The sequence below is a fragment of the Rubrivivax sp. JA1055 genome (genome assembly GCF_020966565.1).
Classification (GTDB): domain Bacteria; phylum Pseudomonadota; class Gammaproteobacteria; order Burkholderiales; family Burkholderiaceae_C; genus Rubrivivax; species Rubrivivax benzoatilyticus.
This window is the reverse complement of record NZ_JAJKFP010000005.1, coordinates 420202-435925: the sequence shown is the minus strand read 5'-3', so window position 1 is coordinate 435925 and position 15724 is coordinate 420202. Positions and strand designations below refer to the sequence as shown.

Annotated in this window: 13 protein-coding genes and 1 tRNA gene; 7 read left to right on the top strand and 7 right to left on the bottom strand. The window is 74.2% G+C overall.

Annotation, left to right across the window (positions count from 1 at the left end; all coding sequences use genetic code 11):
- Positions 1 to 4 precede the first annotated feature (4 nt).
- Positions 5 to 1570: a PAS domain-containing sensor histidine kinase gene (locus LOC65_RS08700; protein WP_009858973.1), complete on the top strand. Its 1566-nt coding sequence runs from the start codon at positions 5 to 7 to the stop codon at positions 1568 to 1570.
- Here the strand turns inward: LOC65_RS08700 and LOC65_RS08695 are convergent, their stop codons facing one another.
- The 5 genes from LOC65_RS08695 to LOC65_RS08675 are packed head-to-tail and all read right to left on the bottom strand — an operon-like array spanning position 1571 to position 9377.
- Positions 1571 to 1990, bottom strand: coding sequence for a hypothetical protein (locus LOC65_RS08695; protein ID WP_164962466.1), 420 nt, complete (start codon positions 1988 to 1990; stop codon positions 1571 to 1573).
- Between the two features lie 11 nt (positions 1991 to 2001).
- Complete coding sequence (locus LOC65_RS08690; protein ID WP_164962465.1) at positions 2002 to 3303, bottom strand: hypothetical protein; 1302 nt, start codon at positions 3301 to 3303, stop codon at positions 2002 to 2004.
- A gap of 20 nt (positions 3304 to 3323) precedes the next feature.
- Positions 3324 to 4478: an HD-GYP domain-containing protein gene (locus LOC65_RS08685; RefSeq protein WP_164962464.1), complete on the bottom strand. Its 1155-nt coding sequence runs from the start codon at positions 4476 to 4478 to the stop codon at positions 3324 to 3326.
- Positions 4468 to 6213, bottom strand: a complete 1746-nt coding sequence (locus LOC65_RS08680; protein WP_164962463.1) for an ATP-binding protein — start codon at positions 6211 to 6213, stop codon at positions 4468 to 4470. The genes LOC65_RS08685 and LOC65_RS08680 overlap by 11 nt, the downstream gene beginning before the upstream one ends.
- A complete protein-coding gene (locus tag LOC65_RS08675; RefSeq protein WP_230247222.1) occupies positions 6210 to 9377 on the bottom strand; it encodes a response regulator in 3168 nt (1055 codons plus the stop codon). Before LOC65_RS08675 ends, LOC65_RS08680 begins: the two co-directional genes overlap by 4 nt.
- A gap of 144 nt (positions 9378 to 9521) precedes the next feature.
- Here LOC65_RS08675 and purU point away from each other — a divergent pair, with 144 nt between their 5' ends.
- From purU to LOC65_RS08655, 4 genes are read left to right on the top strand one after another with little or no spacing between them, the layout of a single operon-like run.
- On the top strand, positions 9522 to 10406 hold the full coding sequence (gene purU, locus LOC65_RS08670; protein ID WP_009858967.1) for a formyltetrahydrofolate deformylase: 885 nt from the start codon (positions 9522 to 9524) through the stop codon (positions 10404 to 10406).
- 7 nt (positions 10407 to 10413) lie between these two features.
- Positions 10414 to 10866 (top strand): nuclear transport factor 2 family protein, encoded by a 453-nt coding sequence (locus LOC65_RS08665; RefSeq protein ID WP_009858966.1) that lies wholly within the window; start codon positions 10414 to 10416, stop codon positions 10864 to 10866.
- A 23-nt stretch (positions 10867 to 10889) separates the two neighbouring features.
- On the top strand, positions 10890 to 11858 hold the full coding sequence (locus LOC65_RS08660) for a YheT family hydrolase (RefSeq protein WP_009858965.1): 969 nt from the start codon (positions 10890 to 10892) through the stop codon (positions 11856 to 11858).
- Between the two features lie 14 nt (positions 11859 to 11872).
- Positions 11873 to 12391, top strand: coding sequence for a DUF2946 family protein (locus LOC65_RS08655; protein ID WP_230247221.1), 519 nt, complete (start codon positions 11873 to 11875; stop codon positions 12389 to 12391).
- A 49-nt stretch (positions 12392 to 12440) separates the two neighbouring features.
- On the opposite strand, the gene LOC65_RS08650 is transcribed toward LOC65_RS08655, so the two are convergent.
- Positions 12441 to 12965 (bottom strand): cytochrome c5 family protein, encoded by a 525-nt coding sequence (locus tag LOC65_RS08650; RefSeq protein WP_230247220.1) that lies wholly within the window; start codon positions 12963 to 12965, stop codon positions 12441 to 12443.
- Between the two features lie 114 nt (positions 12966 to 13079).
- Here LOC65_RS08650 and LOC65_RS08645 point away from each other — a divergent pair.
- Positions 13080 to 13154: transfer RNA gene (locus tag LOC65_RS08645), tRNA-Arg, on the top strand.
- A gap of 134 nt (positions 13155 to 13288) precedes the next feature.
- Here the strand turns inward: LOC65_RS08645 and LOC65_RS08640 are convergent.
- The gene (locus LOC65_RS08640) at positions 13289 to 14578 is read right to left on the bottom strand and encodes a solute carrier family 23 protein (RefSeq protein WP_230247219.1); all 1290 of its coding nucleotides are present in this window, start codon (positions 14576 to 14578) and stop codon (positions 13289 to 13291) included.
- 156 nt (positions 14579 to 14734) lie between these two features.
- Here LOC65_RS08640 and LOC65_RS08635 point away from each other — a divergent pair, with 156 nt between their 5' ends.
- Positions 14735 to 15673, top strand: a complete 939-nt coding sequence (locus LOC65_RS08635; protein ID WP_230247218.1) for a septal ring lytic transglycosylase RlpA family protein — start codon at positions 14735 to 14737, stop codon at positions 15671 to 15673.
- Positions 15674 to 15724 lie beyond the last annotated feature (51 nt).

Sequence of the window (15724 nt, the reverse complement as noted above, 5' to 3'; positions counted from 1 at the left end):
CGAGGTGGGCACGCAGCCGCCCCCCTCGCCGGAGCAGGCTGCCCCGACGCCCCCGCCCGAACCGGGCGACGACGGCGATGCGCGCCACGCGCTGTTCCACGCCGCGCTGGCCGGCACCGGCACCTTCGTCTGGGGCTGGGACCTGGACACCGACCGGCTCAGCGACGTCGAAGAAGGCCTGGCGATGCTGGGCTACCGCCCCGGGGACATCGGCCCCACCCAGGCCGACTGGGACCGGTTGATCCACCCCGACGACCTGGCCGCCAACCACGAGGCCTATCTGCGCCACGCGCGCGGCGAGGTCGACGTCTACGAACACTGCTACCGCATCCGCGACGCCGCGGGCCGCTGGCGCTGGGTGCGCGAGCGCGGCCGCATCGTCGAGCGCAGCGCCGACGGCCGCCCGCGGCGCATGCTGGGCACGCAGACCGACATCACCGAGCTGCGCGAGCTGGCCGACACGGCGCAGCAGGCGCTGGAAGGGCTGGCGCGCATCGCGCGCCACGTGCCGGGCACGCTGGTGCAGATCCACGCCGACCCCGAGCGCCGGATCACCTTCCCCTACGCCAGCGAACGCTGCCGGGCGCTGTTCGGCATCGAGCCGGCCGAACTGGCGCGTGACGGGCGGGCGCTGCTGGACTGCGTCGAGCCCGAAGACCGCGGCCCGCTGCGCGCGGCGATCCGCGCCTCGGCACGCACCCTCGAGCCCTGGCGCGCCGAGTTCCGCGTGCGCCGCGCCGGCCAGTTGCGCTGGGTGCGCGGCGAGGCGACGCCGAGCCGCCAGGCCGACGGCTCGACCGTCTGGCACGGCTACCTCGAAGACGCCACCGAACGCCGCGAGCTGGAGCAGGCGCGCCAGGACGCCGCGGTCGCCGCGGCCGCCAACCGCGCCAAGACCGAGTTCCTGTCGCGCATGAGCCACGAGCTGCGCACGCCGCTGAACGCGGTGCTCGGCTTCGCCCAGCTGCTCGAGAGCGATCCGGTCGAGCCGCCGAGCGAAAGCCAGCAGCGCCGGATCAAGCTGATCCGCGAAGCCGGCGAGCACCTGCTGCAGATGATCGGCGACCTGCTCGACCTGACGCGCATCGAGTCCGGCGGCATCGAGCTGCGCCTGGCCGCGGTGCCGCTGCGGCCGCTGGCCGAGGAGGCGCTGGCGATGGTCGCCGGCAGCGCCGAACGCGCCCAGGTGACGCTGGCGCTGGCCGACTCCGCCCCCGGTGCGCGCGTGCGCGCCGACGGCACGCGGCTGCGTCAGGTGCTGCTGAACCTGCTGACCAACGCGATCAAGTACAACCGCGCCGGCGGCCGCGTCGAGCTGGAGATCGCGGCCCCGCAAGGCCGCTGGCAGCCGCTGGCGGTGCACGACACCGGCATCGGCATCGCGCGCGACGAGCGCGAGCGCCTGTTCGAGCCCTTCTACCGCGGCCGTGCGGTGCGCGGCCGCGTCGAAGGCACCGGCATCGGCCTGGCGCTGACGCAGGACCTGGTCGTGCTGATGGGCGGGCGCATCGAGGTCGACAGCGAACCCGGCCGGGGCTCGAGCTTCACCGTGACGCTGCCGGCGGCCTGATCAGGGCCGCAGCACGACGTTCAGGCCGGGCCGCAGCTCGGACACCGGGATGTAGCCGATCGCGCCGGGCGTCGCCTGCACGTAGGCGATGATCTCCGCGCTGCTGCGCAGCTCGCGCGGCGGCACGCCCTTGCCGACATGGCGGCGCACCGTCCAGTAGGCGATGTAGCGGCCGTCGTCGAGCTGCACCACCTGCGACAGGAAACGCTCGCGCGACGGCGTGCCCGGCGGCGCGTTGACGACGTTGGCCGCCGTGCCGCCGACCTCGACGGCGCGCCCGGTGTACAGCCGCTGCAGCGTCGGCAGGTCCACGCGCACGATGCCCGGGTGGGCGATGACGACGATGTCGACGGGCGGTCCGGCCCAGGCGCTGCAGGCCGGCAGCAGCCCGGCGACGAGGAGGAGGCGGCGGCGACGCATCCGACGCGCCCTCAGAAGGCGAAGCCGTAGTTGATCGACCAGACGTCCACGTGCGTGTCGTGGATCGTCCCGGCGTCCGCCGGCGTGTCGACCAGGCGGCTCATCTGGCCGATCGCGGTGCGCTTCCACTCCGCCTTGAGCTTGTGACCGGGCGCCGGAGTCCAGGACGCGCCGAGCGCGACCGAGCGCTGGTCGGCGGCCCAGATCGTCTCGGCCGTCAGGCGCTGCGCGGCGTTGATCGGCCCGGCCCCGGGGAGGCTCTCGGGCAGCGGGTGGGCGGTCAGGCGGCGATACCAGTCGCGCGTGCCGCGCGTCGAGCGCAGCTGCGACCAGGCGAGGTACGGCGTCAGCGCGCCGAACTCGCGGAACAGCGCCACGTAGCCGCCCGAGGTGTTGGAGCCCAGCTCGGTGTCGTGCTGGATGTCGCGCGCGTACTCGGCCGCAACCCGCCAGTGCGCCGCAAAACGGTGCTCGACGCCGAGCGTGAAGATCAGGTTGGTGATCGTCGACACCGCCTCGACCGGCGGGCCGTAGGGGATCGAGTCGTCGGTCTTGTAGAAGCCGACACCGGGCGCCAGCTCGACCCAGGGCAGCGTCACCGGGATGCGGGAGCCGTCGGTCTGCGCGGTGCGCACGTGGTGCATGCCGGCACGCCACAGCGTGTCGGGCTGGCGCAGCGTCAGCGCGGCGCCGACCGCGTGCACCTCGACCTCGACGAAGTTGGCCCCCGCGGGCTTGGCCGGCGCCAGGCCGTCGCGCGCCCAGAAGCGCGCCGTGGTGCGGGCGCGGCCGCCATAGGCGTCCAGCGAGAGCTCGTCGTCGCCGAGCGTCCAGGTCCGGGTCGCCGACAGGCCGTCGAACTCGTTGGACGGCGCGATCGAGTACATCTCGGTGGGCAGCCGCACCATGTCCTGGGTGGCGCCGACGTCGAGGATCTCGGAGTACAGGTACAGCGGCAGCCGCATGCGGCCGGCGCGCAGCAGCCAGTCGTCGTCCGGCCGCCAGGCGAGGAAGGCCCAGGCCGGCGTCACGTCCCAGCGGTGGTCTCGCTCCAGCGACTCGGCGGCCTTGAGCTGCAGCGTCGCGCTCCAGCGCTCGGCCAGGCGCGCGTCAAGCTGCAGGCCGACCAGCGTGTCGCGTTCGGCGCTGCCGCCGCGGTCGATGCTGCGCTCGACGGCCCAGCCGCGGTTGGACTGCGCCCAGCCCAGCGTGCCGAAGCCCGACCAGGACAGGTCCAGCGCCGCGGCGGGCAGGCTGACGGTGGCGGCGACGGCGGCGGCGGCGAGCGCCCGCAAGGGCTTGTTGTTCTTCATCGTGTCGGGTGGCCGCCGCCTCAGGGCGCCGGCGGCGGGGAGCTGCCGTCGTCGCCGGCATCGCGGAGTTCGGTGGCGATCTCGACGAAGGCGGCCTCGCAGGCGCGCAGGCCCTCGACGAGCACCGGGTCGAAGTGGCGGCCGGCGCCCTGCACGATGCAGTCCATCGCCGCCCGGTGGTCCCAGGCCGGCTTGTACGGGCGCGCCGTGGTCAGCGCGTCGTAGACGTCGGCCACCGCCATCAGCCGCGCCGCCAGCGGGATGTCCTCGCCGGCCAGGCCGTCGGGATAGCCGCTGCCGTCCCAGCGTTCGTGGTGGTGGCGGGCGATCTGCTTGGCGTAGACCAGCATCGGCCCGGCATCGTGGCCGAGCCGGTCGATCGCCTTCTGCAGCAGCTCGGCGCCGCGCACCGTGTGGGTCTTCATGCTGGCCCATTCATCGGCGCCGAGCGGGCCGTCCTTGAGCAGGATCGCGTCGCGGATGGCGACCTTGCCGATGTCGTGCAGCGGCGCGGCCTTGGCCAGCTCGTCGATCGCCGCGGCGCTCAGGTCGGCCGGCGCGCCGGGCCGTGCGGCGTACCAGCTGGCCAGCGTGCGCACGTACTCCTCGGTGCGCTTGATGTGGTTGGCGGTCTCGTTGTCGCGGAACTCGGCCAGGCCGAGCATCAGGAACAGCGTCGTCTCGCGCAGCCGCTCGGCCTCGCGGCAGCGGCGCTCCAGCGCCTGTCCCAGGTGCGCGTTGCGGTCGCGCAGCACGTCGCGCGCGACCTTCAGCTTGAGCTGCGTGGCCACGCGCGCGAGCACCGTCTCGGGATTGAAGGGCTTGTGGATGAAGTCGGCGCCACCGACACGGAAACCCTGCGTCTCGTCCTCGGGCCGGGTCAGCGCCGTCAGGAACAGCACCGGCACGTCAGCCAGCAGCGGGTCGGCCTTGAGCCGGCGGCAGACCTCGTAGCCGTCGAGCTCGGGCATCATGACGTCGAGCACGATGACGTCCGGCGGGCTGCGCCCGGCGATCTCCAGCGCGCGCCGGCCGTTGATCGCGATCTTCACCTGGTAGTCCCGGTTCAGCACCTGGGCCAGCAGCGTCAGGTTGGCCGGCGTGTCGTCGACGACGAGCACGACCGGGCGGCGCAGCGGCGGATCGGCGCCGGGCGCCGGGGCGTCAACGTTCATCGGGGCCTTTCCGGGGCGCGGTGCGGCGCAGCGCCGCCAGTGCCGCGTCGAACTCGAATCGCGACATCGCGCCGCTGAGCTGCTCGGCCTCGGCGGCGGGCAGCAGCCCGATGAAGTCCGAGGCATGCGACTCCCACATCGAGACGGCCCGGGCGTCGTTGTCGTCCAGAAGCTCGCCGAGCTGCTGCAGCAGTTCCAGCCCCGCGGGCCGGCCGTCGCCCGACGCCGGCTCGGCAGCCGGCGCCGCGCCGGCCAGCAGGCGGCGCAGGTCCGACGGCAGCACCGGCTTGGGCAGCAGCGCACCCACGCCCAGCCCGCCAGCGGCCTGCTGCACCGCCGGGCCGTCGAAGGGCACCAGCAGCACGGTGCGCCGCGGCCGGGCGCCGGCGCTGCGCAGATGGCGCAGCAGTTCGGCACCGTCCATGTCGGGCAGCACCCAGTCGACGACGAGCAGGCCGTAGTCGCCGTCGGCGGACGCGGCCCGCCGCACGCAGGCCAGGGCCTGGCGTCCGGAGACGGCCTCGTCGACGCGCGCCTGCGGCATCAGCGCGTGCAGCATCTGCACCAGAGCGGCACGCGCCTCGTCGTGGGCCTGCACGACGAGCAGCGGGCCGCCGGCCTCGACGGCCGCCTCGCCGGGCGAGGCCGGCGCCGGCGGCAGCGGCACCTGCAGCTCGAAGCACGAACCGCGGCCCGGCGTGCTGCGCGCGTCCAGCCGGCCGCCCATGCGCTCGGCCAACCGCCGCGCAAGCGCCAGCCCCAGCCCCAGGCCGCCGTGGCGGCGCGTGGCCGAGCCGTCGGCCTGCGCGAGCGGCTCGAACAACGCCGCCAGCTGCGCCGCATCCAGGCCGACGCCGGTGTCGGTGACGGTGAAACGCAGGCGCTCGCCGTCCAGCCCGACGGCCAGCCGCACGTGGCCGGCGTCGGTGAACTTCACCGCGTTGCCCAGCAACTGGCCGAGCACGCGGCCGAGCTGCGCCGCGTCGCCCAGGCGCCAGCCGGCGGCGCCCAGCAGCGCCGGAGCCTCGAAGCGGCAGTGCAGCTCCACCGGCTTGCCGCGCGCCAGCACGCGCGCCGCGGCAAAGGCCTCGGCCACGAGATCCTCGACACGCAGCGGTGCGCAGGCCAGCTGCAGGCGGCCGCCGTCCAGCGCCGCCAGCGCGGTCATCGCGCCGAAGAGGTCCAGCAACTGCTGCGAGGCCCGTGCGACCTCCTCGAGACGGCGGCGTTGCGCCGGCGCCAGCTCGGCCTCCAGCGCCAGCCGGGTCTGGCCGACGATGGCGTTCATCGGCGTGCGCACCTCGTGCCCGAGCGTGGCGAGGAAGTCCGCCGGCGCCCGGGAGCCGGTGTCGGCGGCCGGCGCAGGCGCGGGCACCGGGGCCGGCAGCGGATCGCGCTGCGGCAGGCTCGCGGCCGGCCAGGCGCGCAGCAGCAGCACCAGTGCCGGCAGCAGCGTCAGCCGCAGCGCCCAGGTCGCAGCGCCCTCGGGGGCGTCCGGGGCGGCCAGCGCGCTCGCGAGCACCTGCAGCACGAGCGCCGCCAGCGCCACGCGCCCGAGCACGCGGCGGTGCACCGGCCAGCGTTCCCAGGCCGACGCGAGCACGGCCAGCAGCAGCGCCAGCGCCGGAAAGCTCGCCGCCTGCAGCGGCGTCAGCAGCCCCGGCACGGCCAGGCCGGCCCAGGCCAGCAGGACCGCCAGCAGCGCCGCCAGCGGCGGGTTGCGCCACGCCGTCATGGCGGCGGCAGCGCGTCCAGCGCGGCGTCGAAGTCCAGCGCCGCCATGGCCTGCGTCAGCCGGCGCATCACCGGCGGCGCGAGCGCCGCGCGCAGCGCGCGCTGCTGGGTGCGCCAGCATTCGAGCGCCTCGCTGTCGGCGGCCTCGAGCAGCTCGCGCAGGCGGCGCAGCGCCTGTTCGGGCGCGACCTCGGCACCGTCGCGCAGCGGCGCCGGGGCGCTGACCAGCCACGGCGGCGGGGCGGCCAGCGCGGCGTCGATCTCGGCCACCACCTGCGCCAGCGTGTCGCCCAGCGGCAGCAGCGCCGCCTCGGCCTGCGGGCCGGCCTGCGCCGCGGCGGCGCGCTCGAGCGCCAGCGCGTGCTCGCGCAGGGCCACGGCGCCGATCGTCCCGGCCAGCCCCTGCAGCGTGTGCGCGGCGCGGCGCAGCTCGGGCCAGCGGCCGTCGGCAAGCCAGGCGGCCCAGGCGTGCAGACCGTCGCCGTACTCGGCGGCGAAGCCGGCCAGCGTGCGCCTGAACAACGCGACGTTGCCGTCGAACTGCTGCAGCGCCCGCGAGGTGTCCAGCGACGGCAGCGACGGCAGCGGAGCGGCGACGACCGGCGGCGGCGACGGTGCCGCGTCGGTGGGCGCCGGCGCGCGCCGGTACGGCGCCAGCGCCACCTCGAGCACGGCCACGTCCAGCGGCTTGGCGATGTGGTCCTGCATGCCGGCGGACAGGCAGCGCCGGCGCTCCTCGTCGAGTGCGTGCGCCGTCATCGCGACCACCGGCAGGCGGTCGAAACGCGGGTCGCGGCGCAGGCGGCGCGTCGCCTCGAGGCCGTCGAGCACCGGCATCTGCACGTCCATCAGCACGACGTCGAAGGCGTCGGCGCCACGCGCGGCGAGCGTCTCCAGCGCCACCAGGCCGTTGTCGGCGATCGTGACCACGGCGCCGCGGCGGCGCAGCAGCGCGGCGGCGAGTTCCTGGTTCAGCGGATGGTCCTCGACGAGCAGCACGCGCAGGCCGCCCAGCCCCGCGCCGGCGGCGGCAGGCGCAGGCGGCGCCGCCTCGGCCGGGCGGAACAGCCGCCGCAGATCGGCCGGCAGCACCGGCTTGGCGATGAAGTCGGTCGCACCCAGGCCCCGGGCGCACTGGCGCACCTCGTCGGTGCCGTAGGCCGAGACGACGGCGATGCGGGTGCGCGGGTCGAGCTCGTGCAGCCGCGACAGCACCGCGGCGCCGTCGGCGTCGGGCAGCATCCAGTCCAGCAGCACGAAATCGAAGGGCCGTCCCTCGCGCGCCGCCGCCTGCACCAGCGCCAGCGCCTGGGTCGCATCGCCGGCCCCGGCCAGGCGCCCCGCCGAGCCCACGCCCAGCGTGTGCAGCTGGCCCAGCAGCACGAGGCGCGTGTCGGGCTGGTCGTCGACGACGAGCACACGCGCCGCCGCCGCTTCCGGCGAGGCCGCGGGGGCCTCGGCTGCACGCTCGCGCGGCAGCGTCAGCCGCACCTCGAAGCGGCTGCCGACACCCGGTTCGCTGCGCACCGCGATCGTGCCGCCCATCAGCTCGACCAGGCGCCGCGTGATCGCCAGCCCGAGGCCGGTGCCGCCGTAGTGGCGCGTGATCGAGACGTCGGCCTGGGCGAACTCGCGGAACAGGTGGCCGATCTGCTCGGCGCTCATGCCGATGCCGGTGTCCTCGACGACGAGCAGCAGATCGACGACGGCGTCGTCGCCGCTCGTCGCGCTGTCGACGGTCAGGCGGACCTGGCCACGGGAGGTGAACTTCACGGCGTTGGACAGCAGGTTGGTCAGCACCTGCTGCAGCCGCAGCGCGTCGCCGCGCAGCGTGCCGCGGTCGACGAGCAGCGACGGGTCGGCCCAGTCGCACAGCAGCTCCAGCTCCTTGTGCTGCGCCGGCTGGCGCACGAGCTCGACGGCCTGGCCGACCACCTCCTCGAGCGAGAAGCGCGCCGACTCGATCGTCATGCGCCCGGCCTCGATCTTGGAGAAGTCGAGCACGTCGTTGATCAGCGCCAGCATCATGCGCGAGGCCGCCTGGGCCTTGTCGACGAAGTCGCGCTGCTCGCCGCTCAGGTCGGTCTGCAGCGACAGGTGGGTGAGGCCGAGCACGATGGTGTTCATCGGCGTGCGCATCTCGTGGCTCATGTTGCGCACGAAACGCGACTTGGCCTCGTTGGCCTCGTCGGCCTCCTCGCGCGCGAGCTGCAGCTCGCGGCCGGCCTGCTCGCGCGCGGCGATGTCGGCCTGGAAGCGGTTGGCCATCGCGTCCAGCGCATCGCCCAGCCCGGCGAGCTCCTCGACGCCGCGCTCGTGGCGCCGGGTGCGCTCGCCGTACTCGCCGCGCGCGATCTGGCGCGCGACGGCGCTGAGCGTGCCGATGGGCTGCAGCACGCGCCGACGCAGCACCAGCACGACGGCGTAGAACAGCGCCGCCAGCGCCGCATTGGTGACGACGGCCGCCTGGATGCCGGCGGCGAGTTGCTCGCGCGACGAGGCGATCGCCGCGTCGGTGCGCGCGCGCACCTGGGCGCGCAGCTCGCTGACGGCCTCGGCCAGCATCAGCCGGCGGTCCTCGTACTCGCGCGAGCGCACGAGCTCGAAGGCATAGGGCAGGTCGGGATGGCCGTCGTCGACGAAGTCGCCGGCGGCGGTGTCGAACAGGCCCTGGGTCGCGGCCATCGCGATCTTCTCCAGCTCCTGCATGTACTGCGCCGCGGCCAGCATGCGGCCGGCCGCGGCCAGTTCCTCGGACACGAAACCCAGCCGCGACATGCGCTCGAGCATCGGCACGCTGGGCCCGGTGCGCGCCGCGGCGACGTCGCGCACGCGCATGCGTTCGCGCCAGTAGAGCATCGGGTCGACGCCCTCGGGCGCCGGCGAGCGCCCGTCGCGCACGGCGAGGATCTCGTAGTAGGTGTTGAAGTAGCGCAGGTCGCCCTGGCGGTCGGTGCGCGCGGTGAACCCCTGCACCAGCTCGGCCAGCAGCGTGTTCTCGTTCTCGATCTGCTGCACGAAGCCGAGCGCGCGGTCGCGGTCGTCGGTGGCGCGGCGCATCGCCTCGTTGGCCGGGAAGACGAGCCCCCAGAAGACGAGGATGTTGGCCAGCAGCGTCAGCAGGACCGCGGCGGAGAAGCCACGCGAGATCGATCGCAGCTTCATCGGCGGCTCGGCAGGGGGGCGGACGCAGCGGGGCACATCCGGAGGGATATCGAACGAATGCACCCGGAGCTGAGGGACTTCCCCGCCGGGCGCCGTGACGGATGCCGCGAAAGAACGCCGCGCGGCGGTCCCTACAATGCCGGGATGGCTGCGGAAAACCAGTTCGTCCTCACGCTCTCGTGCCGGGACACCAAAGGCATCGTCTTCGCCGTCTCGGGGCTGCTGTACCAGGCGGGCTGCAACATCATCGACTCGCAGCAGTTCGGCGACCTCGACGGCGACGACGCGACGGGCCTGTTCTTCATGCGCGTGCACTTCGAGGCGCCGCAACAGCTGGCCGACGTGCAGACGCTGGACCGGCTGTTCGCCCACACCCGCGAGCAGCACCAGATGGACGTGCGTTTCCACGCCGTCTCGCGCCGCCCGCGGCTGCTGCTGATGGTCAGCCAGCACGGCCACTGCCTGAACGACCTGCTGTTCCGCTGGAAGAGCGGCCAGCTGCCGGTGGAGATCCCGGCGATCGTCTCCAACCACACGACCTTCGCCGGCCTGGCCGACAGCTACGGCATCCCGTTCGTGCACCTGCCGCTGGTCGGCGGCAGCAGCGCCGAGACCAAGCGCGCCCAGGAGCGCGAGGTCGAGGCGATCATCGACCGCGAGCGCATCGACCTCGTCGTGCTGGCGCGCTACATGCAGATCCTCAGCCCCGAGTTCTGCGAGGTGCTGCGCGGCCGGGCGATCAACATCCACCACAGCTTCCTGCCCAGCTTCAAGGGCGCGCGGCCGTACTTCCAGGCCCATGCGCGCGGCGTCAAGCTGATCGGCGCGACCGCGCACTACGTCACCGCCGACCTCGACGAAGGCCCGATCATCGAGCAGGACGTCGAGCGCGTGGACCACACGCTGTCGGCCGAGGACTTCACCGCCGTCGGCCGCGACATCGAGTGCCGCGTGCTGGCCCGCGCGGTGCGCTGGCACGTCGAGCGCCGCGTGCTGCTCAACGGCCACAAGAGCGTGGTCTTCCGCTGAGGCGGCGATGGCGCGCCCGAAGCCGCCCGCGGCGCCGACGATCGCGCTGACGCCCGAGGACGCCGAGGCCGCGTTCTACGAGGCGATGGCCGGCGGCGACGTCGGCCGCATGATGGCGCTGTGGGCCGACGACGAGGACGTGCTCTGCGTGCATCCGGGCGGCGGGCGCGTCGTCGGCACCGCCGCCGTGCGCGCCAGCTACGAGACCCTGCTCGCCGACGGCGGCATCGCGGTGTCCTACGACGCGGTGCACCGGCTGCAGCGCGCCGAGGTCGCGGTGCACCACCTGGTCGAACGCATCCTCGTCGACTCCGCTCGCGGCCGCAGCGAGCTGCGCATGCTGGCGACCAACGTCTACCTGAAGACGCCGCTGGGCTGGCGCATCGTGGTGCACCACGCCACCGCCGCCGGCCCCGACGAGCGGCCGCCGCCCGAACCGGCGCCGACGACGCTGCACTGAGCGGGCCCGGAGCCCGCGCCGCGATGCACGACTACCGCGCCCCGCGCTGGCTGCCCGGCGGCCATCTCCAGACGATCTGGCCGTCGCTGTTCTCGCGCCCCTGGCAACGCGAGACGCCGCCGTACCGGCGCGAGCGCTGGACCACGCCCGACGAGGACTTCGTCGACCTCGACCACCTCGACGCCGCCACGCCCGGCGCGCCGCGCCTGGTGCTGTTCCACGGGCTGGAGAGCTCGTCGACGAGCCGCTACGCGATCGCCTTCGCGCTCGCCGCACGCGCTGCCGGCTGGGCCTTCACGGTGCCGCACTTCCGCGGCTGCTCGGGCGAGCTCAACCTCGCGCCGCGCGCCTACCACTCGGGCGACTTCGAGGAGATCGGCTGGATCCTCGAGCGGCTGCGGGCGCGAGAGAACCGGCCGCTGCTGGCCGCCGGCGTCTCGCTGGGCGGCAACGCGCTGCTGCGCTGGACCGAGGAGCACGGCGACGCCGCCGCGGCCACCGTCAGCGCCGTCGCCGCGGTGTCGGCGCCGGTGGACCTGACGGCCGCCGGCCGGGCCATCGACCGCGGCTTCAACCGCGCCGTCTACGCCCGCCGCTTCCTGCAGACGATGAAGCCGCGGGCGCTGGCCAAGTGGCAGCAGCACCCGGGGCTGTTCGACCGCGAGCGCCTGCTGCGCGCGACGACGCTGTGGGAGTTCGACGACGTGTTCACCGCGCCGCTGCACGGCTTCGCCGGCGCCGACGACTACTGGCGCCGCGCCTCGTCCAGGCCGCATCTGCACGCGGTGCGTGTGCCGACGCTGGTGTTCAACGCCCGCAACGATCCCTTCGTGCCCGGCGACTCGCTGCCCGGGGCGGCGGAGGTCGGCCGGCACGTGACGCTGTGGCAGCCGGCCGAGGGCGGCCACGTCGGCTTCCCGCACGGCGGCTTTCCGGGCGACGTGCGCCCTTTCGCCGACGCGGTCGTCGGCTGGCTGGCTCGCGCCGCCTGAGGCAGCATCGGCCGATGGACGCGATCGTCGAAGCCGCGCTGCGCAAGTGGCCGAACGTGCCGCACTGCTGGGGCTGGCTGGCGCTGGACGCGCGCGGCGACTGGTACATGCGCGACGAGCGTGTGCAGGCCGCCGGGCCGTTCCCGCAGGTCAAGGGCAGCCGCATCGTGCACGACAAGCTGCGCGAGTTCATCCACCGCAACTACCTGCCCGACGAGGCCGGCGCCTGGTTCTTCCAGAACGGGCCGCAGCGTGTCTACGTCGAGCTGGAGGCCGCGCCCTTCGTCTGGCGCGTCGACCCCGGCTTCGGGGTTCAGGCCCACACCGGCGCGGCGGCCGAGCCGCGCGGCGCCTGGCTGGACGAACACGGCCGGCTGTTCCTCGACACCCCGCTCGGCTTCGGCCTCGTGCACACGCTGGACATGGGCCACGCCGCCGAGGCGGTGGAGGCCGGGCGCTGGCAGCCGCAGGAGCTGGCCTTCGCCGAGATGCCGGGGCGTTTCGGCTACGTGCTGACGCCGCAGCCGGCCTGAAACGGCGACGGCCGCCCGGAGGCGGCCGTCAGGCAGCGGACCGGCGGCGTCAGTTCGCCGCGGCGGCCGACGGCGGCTCGGCGAACTTGCCGCCGCCGGCGTTGGCCAGGTAGACCACGGCACGTCCGATCTCTTCGTCGGACGTCACGCCGCCGCCCTGCGCCGGCATCGCGTTCTTGCCCTTCAGCGCCGAGTTCAGCAGCGTGTCGTAGCCCAGCGCGATGCGCGGCGCCCAGGCCGCCTTGTCGCCGAACTTGGGCGCGCCCAGCGTGCCGGCGGCATGGCAGGCGCTGCAGACCGCCTGGTAGACCTGCTCGCCGCTGCGCGGCTCGCCGCCGCCGGCTGGAGCGGCGTCGGCCAGCGCGACGCGGCCCACCGGCTGCAGCCGCAGCGCGATCGCCTGCTCCTGGAAGGCGTCGCCGGCGGCATCCATGCGCGGCTGGGCGCCGAAGTAGCCGGCGACGAGCAGCAGCAGCGTCAGCGGCACCAGAAAGGCCAGCACGACGGTCTGCGTCATGCTGCGCGGGGTCTTGGCGGGGCCCTCGGGCGCGGTGGGATCGGCGTGGTCGCTCATCGGTATTCGTCGCATCGGCCGGCCGGCCGGGTTCGCTGGTGATCAACCACAGTCGGGGCCGGGCCGCCGCCGCGCCGGGACTCGACGGCCCAGGCTAGAATGCCGGCTCACCTGGCGACCGTGGTGAAGTGGATATCATGCGGCCCTCCGAAGGCCGCGTCGCAAGTTCGATTCTTGCCGGTCGCGCCAACACCGGGCTTCTCAGCGCCCGAAAGCCCCAAAAATGAAACGGCTGCCCATCGGGCAGCCGTTGTCGTTTCCTGAAGACGTGAAGACGGGGTCAGGTCTCGCGAGACCTGACCCCGGACTGGCGACGGCGAGACTCAGCCGTGCGCTTCCTTCTTGCCCAGCAGCGCCCACAGCAGGATGGCGCCGAAGGTCGCGGTTCCGATGCCGCCGAGCGTGAAGCCGCCGAACTTCAGCGTGTAGTCGCCGGTGCCCAGCACCAGCGTGATCGCGGCGACGACGAGGTTGCGGTTGTCCGAGAAGTCGACCTTGTTGTCGACCCAGATCTTGGCGCCGGCCACCGCGATCAGGCCGAAGACGACGATCGACACGCCGCCCATCACCGCCAGCGGGATGGCCTGGATCAGCGCGCCGAACTTCGGCGAGAAGCCCAGCAGCAGCGCGATCAGCGCCGCGCAGACGAACATCGCGGTCGAGTAGATCTTGGTCGCCGCCATGACGCCGATGTTCTCGGCATAGGTCGTCACGCCGGTGCCGCCGGCCGAGCCGGAGATCATCGTCGCGACGCCGTCGCCGACGAAGGCGCGGCCCATCAGCGGGTTCATGTCGCGGCCGGTCATCGCGCCGACGGCCTTCAGGTGGCCCAGGTTCTCGGCGACGAGGATGATCGCCACCGGGGCGATCAGCAGCATCGCGCTGGCGTCGAACACCGGCGAGGTGAACGACGGCGCGCCGAACCACGCGGCGTTGGCCACGCCCGACAGGTCGATCGGCTTGCCCAGGCCCATGCCGTTGGTCAGCACGGCGTAGACGATGCTCGCGACGATCAGGCCGACGAGGATCAGCAGCCGCTGCGTGAAGCCGCGCGTGAAGACCGCGACGCCAGCCACGCAGACGAAGGTCACGCCCTGCATCCAGGCGTCGAACGAGGTCGGCGCCATGTTCTTGATCGGCACGCCCGCCAGGTTCAGGCCGATGACGGCGACCACCGAGCCCGTGACGACCGGCGGCATCAGCGCCTCGATCCAGCGCGTGCCGACGGCCATCACGATCAGGCCGATCAGCGTGTAGAGCACGCCGCAGGCGATGATGCCGCCGAGCGCCACGCCCAGGTTGCCGTTGGCGCCCTGCCCGGCGTAGCCGGTGGCGGCGATGACGACACCGATGAAGGCGAAGCTCGAGCCGAGGTAGCTCGGCACCTTGCCGCCGGTGATCAGGAAGAAGACGAGCGTGCCGATGCCGCTCATCAGGATCGCGAGGTTGGGATCGAAGCCCATCAGGATCGGCGCCAGCACCGTGGCGCCGAACATCGCGATGACGTGCTGCACGCCCATCGCCGCGGTCTGCGGCCAGGGCAGGCGCTCGTCGGGGGCGACGACGGCACCGGGGGCGGGGCGCACTTCGCGCCAGCGGAAGATCGAACTCATCGGGGGTTGCTCTCGTGTGGTCTCGGCTCGTGGCCGGGCGCGAGTCTAGGCCCGCCGCGGCCGCAGCGGCCCGCAGCCAGGTCAGCGGCCCGCGCGGTCGGGGGGCGGGGGCCACGCTTGCGTGCCCTGCGGCGGCCGCTACAGTGCGGCACGCCGATGTCCGCCACCCGCCGCCTCTGCCGCCTCGCCGTCGTCGCCGCCGCCGCGCTGGTCGCCGCGTGCGCGACCAAACCCGGCCGTGACGGCCTGCCGGCCCGGCCGCCCGGCGACCTGGCCTCGACACCCGACGCGCTGCCGCGTGTCGAGCCGCTGCGCCGCGGCGGCCCGAACAAGCCCTACGAGGTGTTCGGCAAGCGCTACGTGCCGATGGACGCCGACCTGCCGTACAGCGAACGCGGCCTGGCCTCGTGGTACGGCACCGCCTTCCACGGCAAGTCCACCTCCAGCGGCGAGCCCTACGACATGTACGCGATGACGGCGGCGCACAAGACGCTGCCGCTGCCGAGCTACGCCGTCGTGCGCAACCCGGCCAACGGCCGCGAGGTCGTGGTGCGCGTCAACGACCGCGGCCCCTTCGTCGCCGGGCGCATCATCGACCTGAGCTACACCGCGGCGCTGCGCCTGGGGCTGCTGGCCGGCGTGGCGCCGGTCGAGGTGCGCCGCCTGACGCACGACGAGATCCGCGCCGGGCTGTGGCGCCGCGGCGCGCCGCCGCCCGAGAGCGTGCCGGCGCCGGAACCGGCGCTGGCAGCCGCGCCGCCGGACGCCGACGACCCGCTGATGGCGCTGGTGGCCGCCAGCGCCGAGCGCCCGCCGGCGCGCGACGCGGCCGCCCGCACGAACGGCACGACGGCCGACGCCGCGCCGGGCTTCTGGCTGCAGCTCGGCGCCTTCCGCCAGGCCGAGGGCGCCGCGACGCTGCGCCGCCAGGTGCTCGACGCCGCCGGCGAGCTCGCCGTCGCGGTCTTCGACGACGTCGTCGCGTTCCGCGTGCAGGCCGGCCCCTACGCCACGCGCGCCGAGGCCCAGGCCGCGGCCGAGCGGGTGCGCGCGCGGCTGCTGATCGTGCCGCTGGTCGTCGAACGCCGCCCCTAGGCTGGCGGCGGCGGCGCCTTGTCCGCCCACAGCCTTTCCCGGATGCTCGTC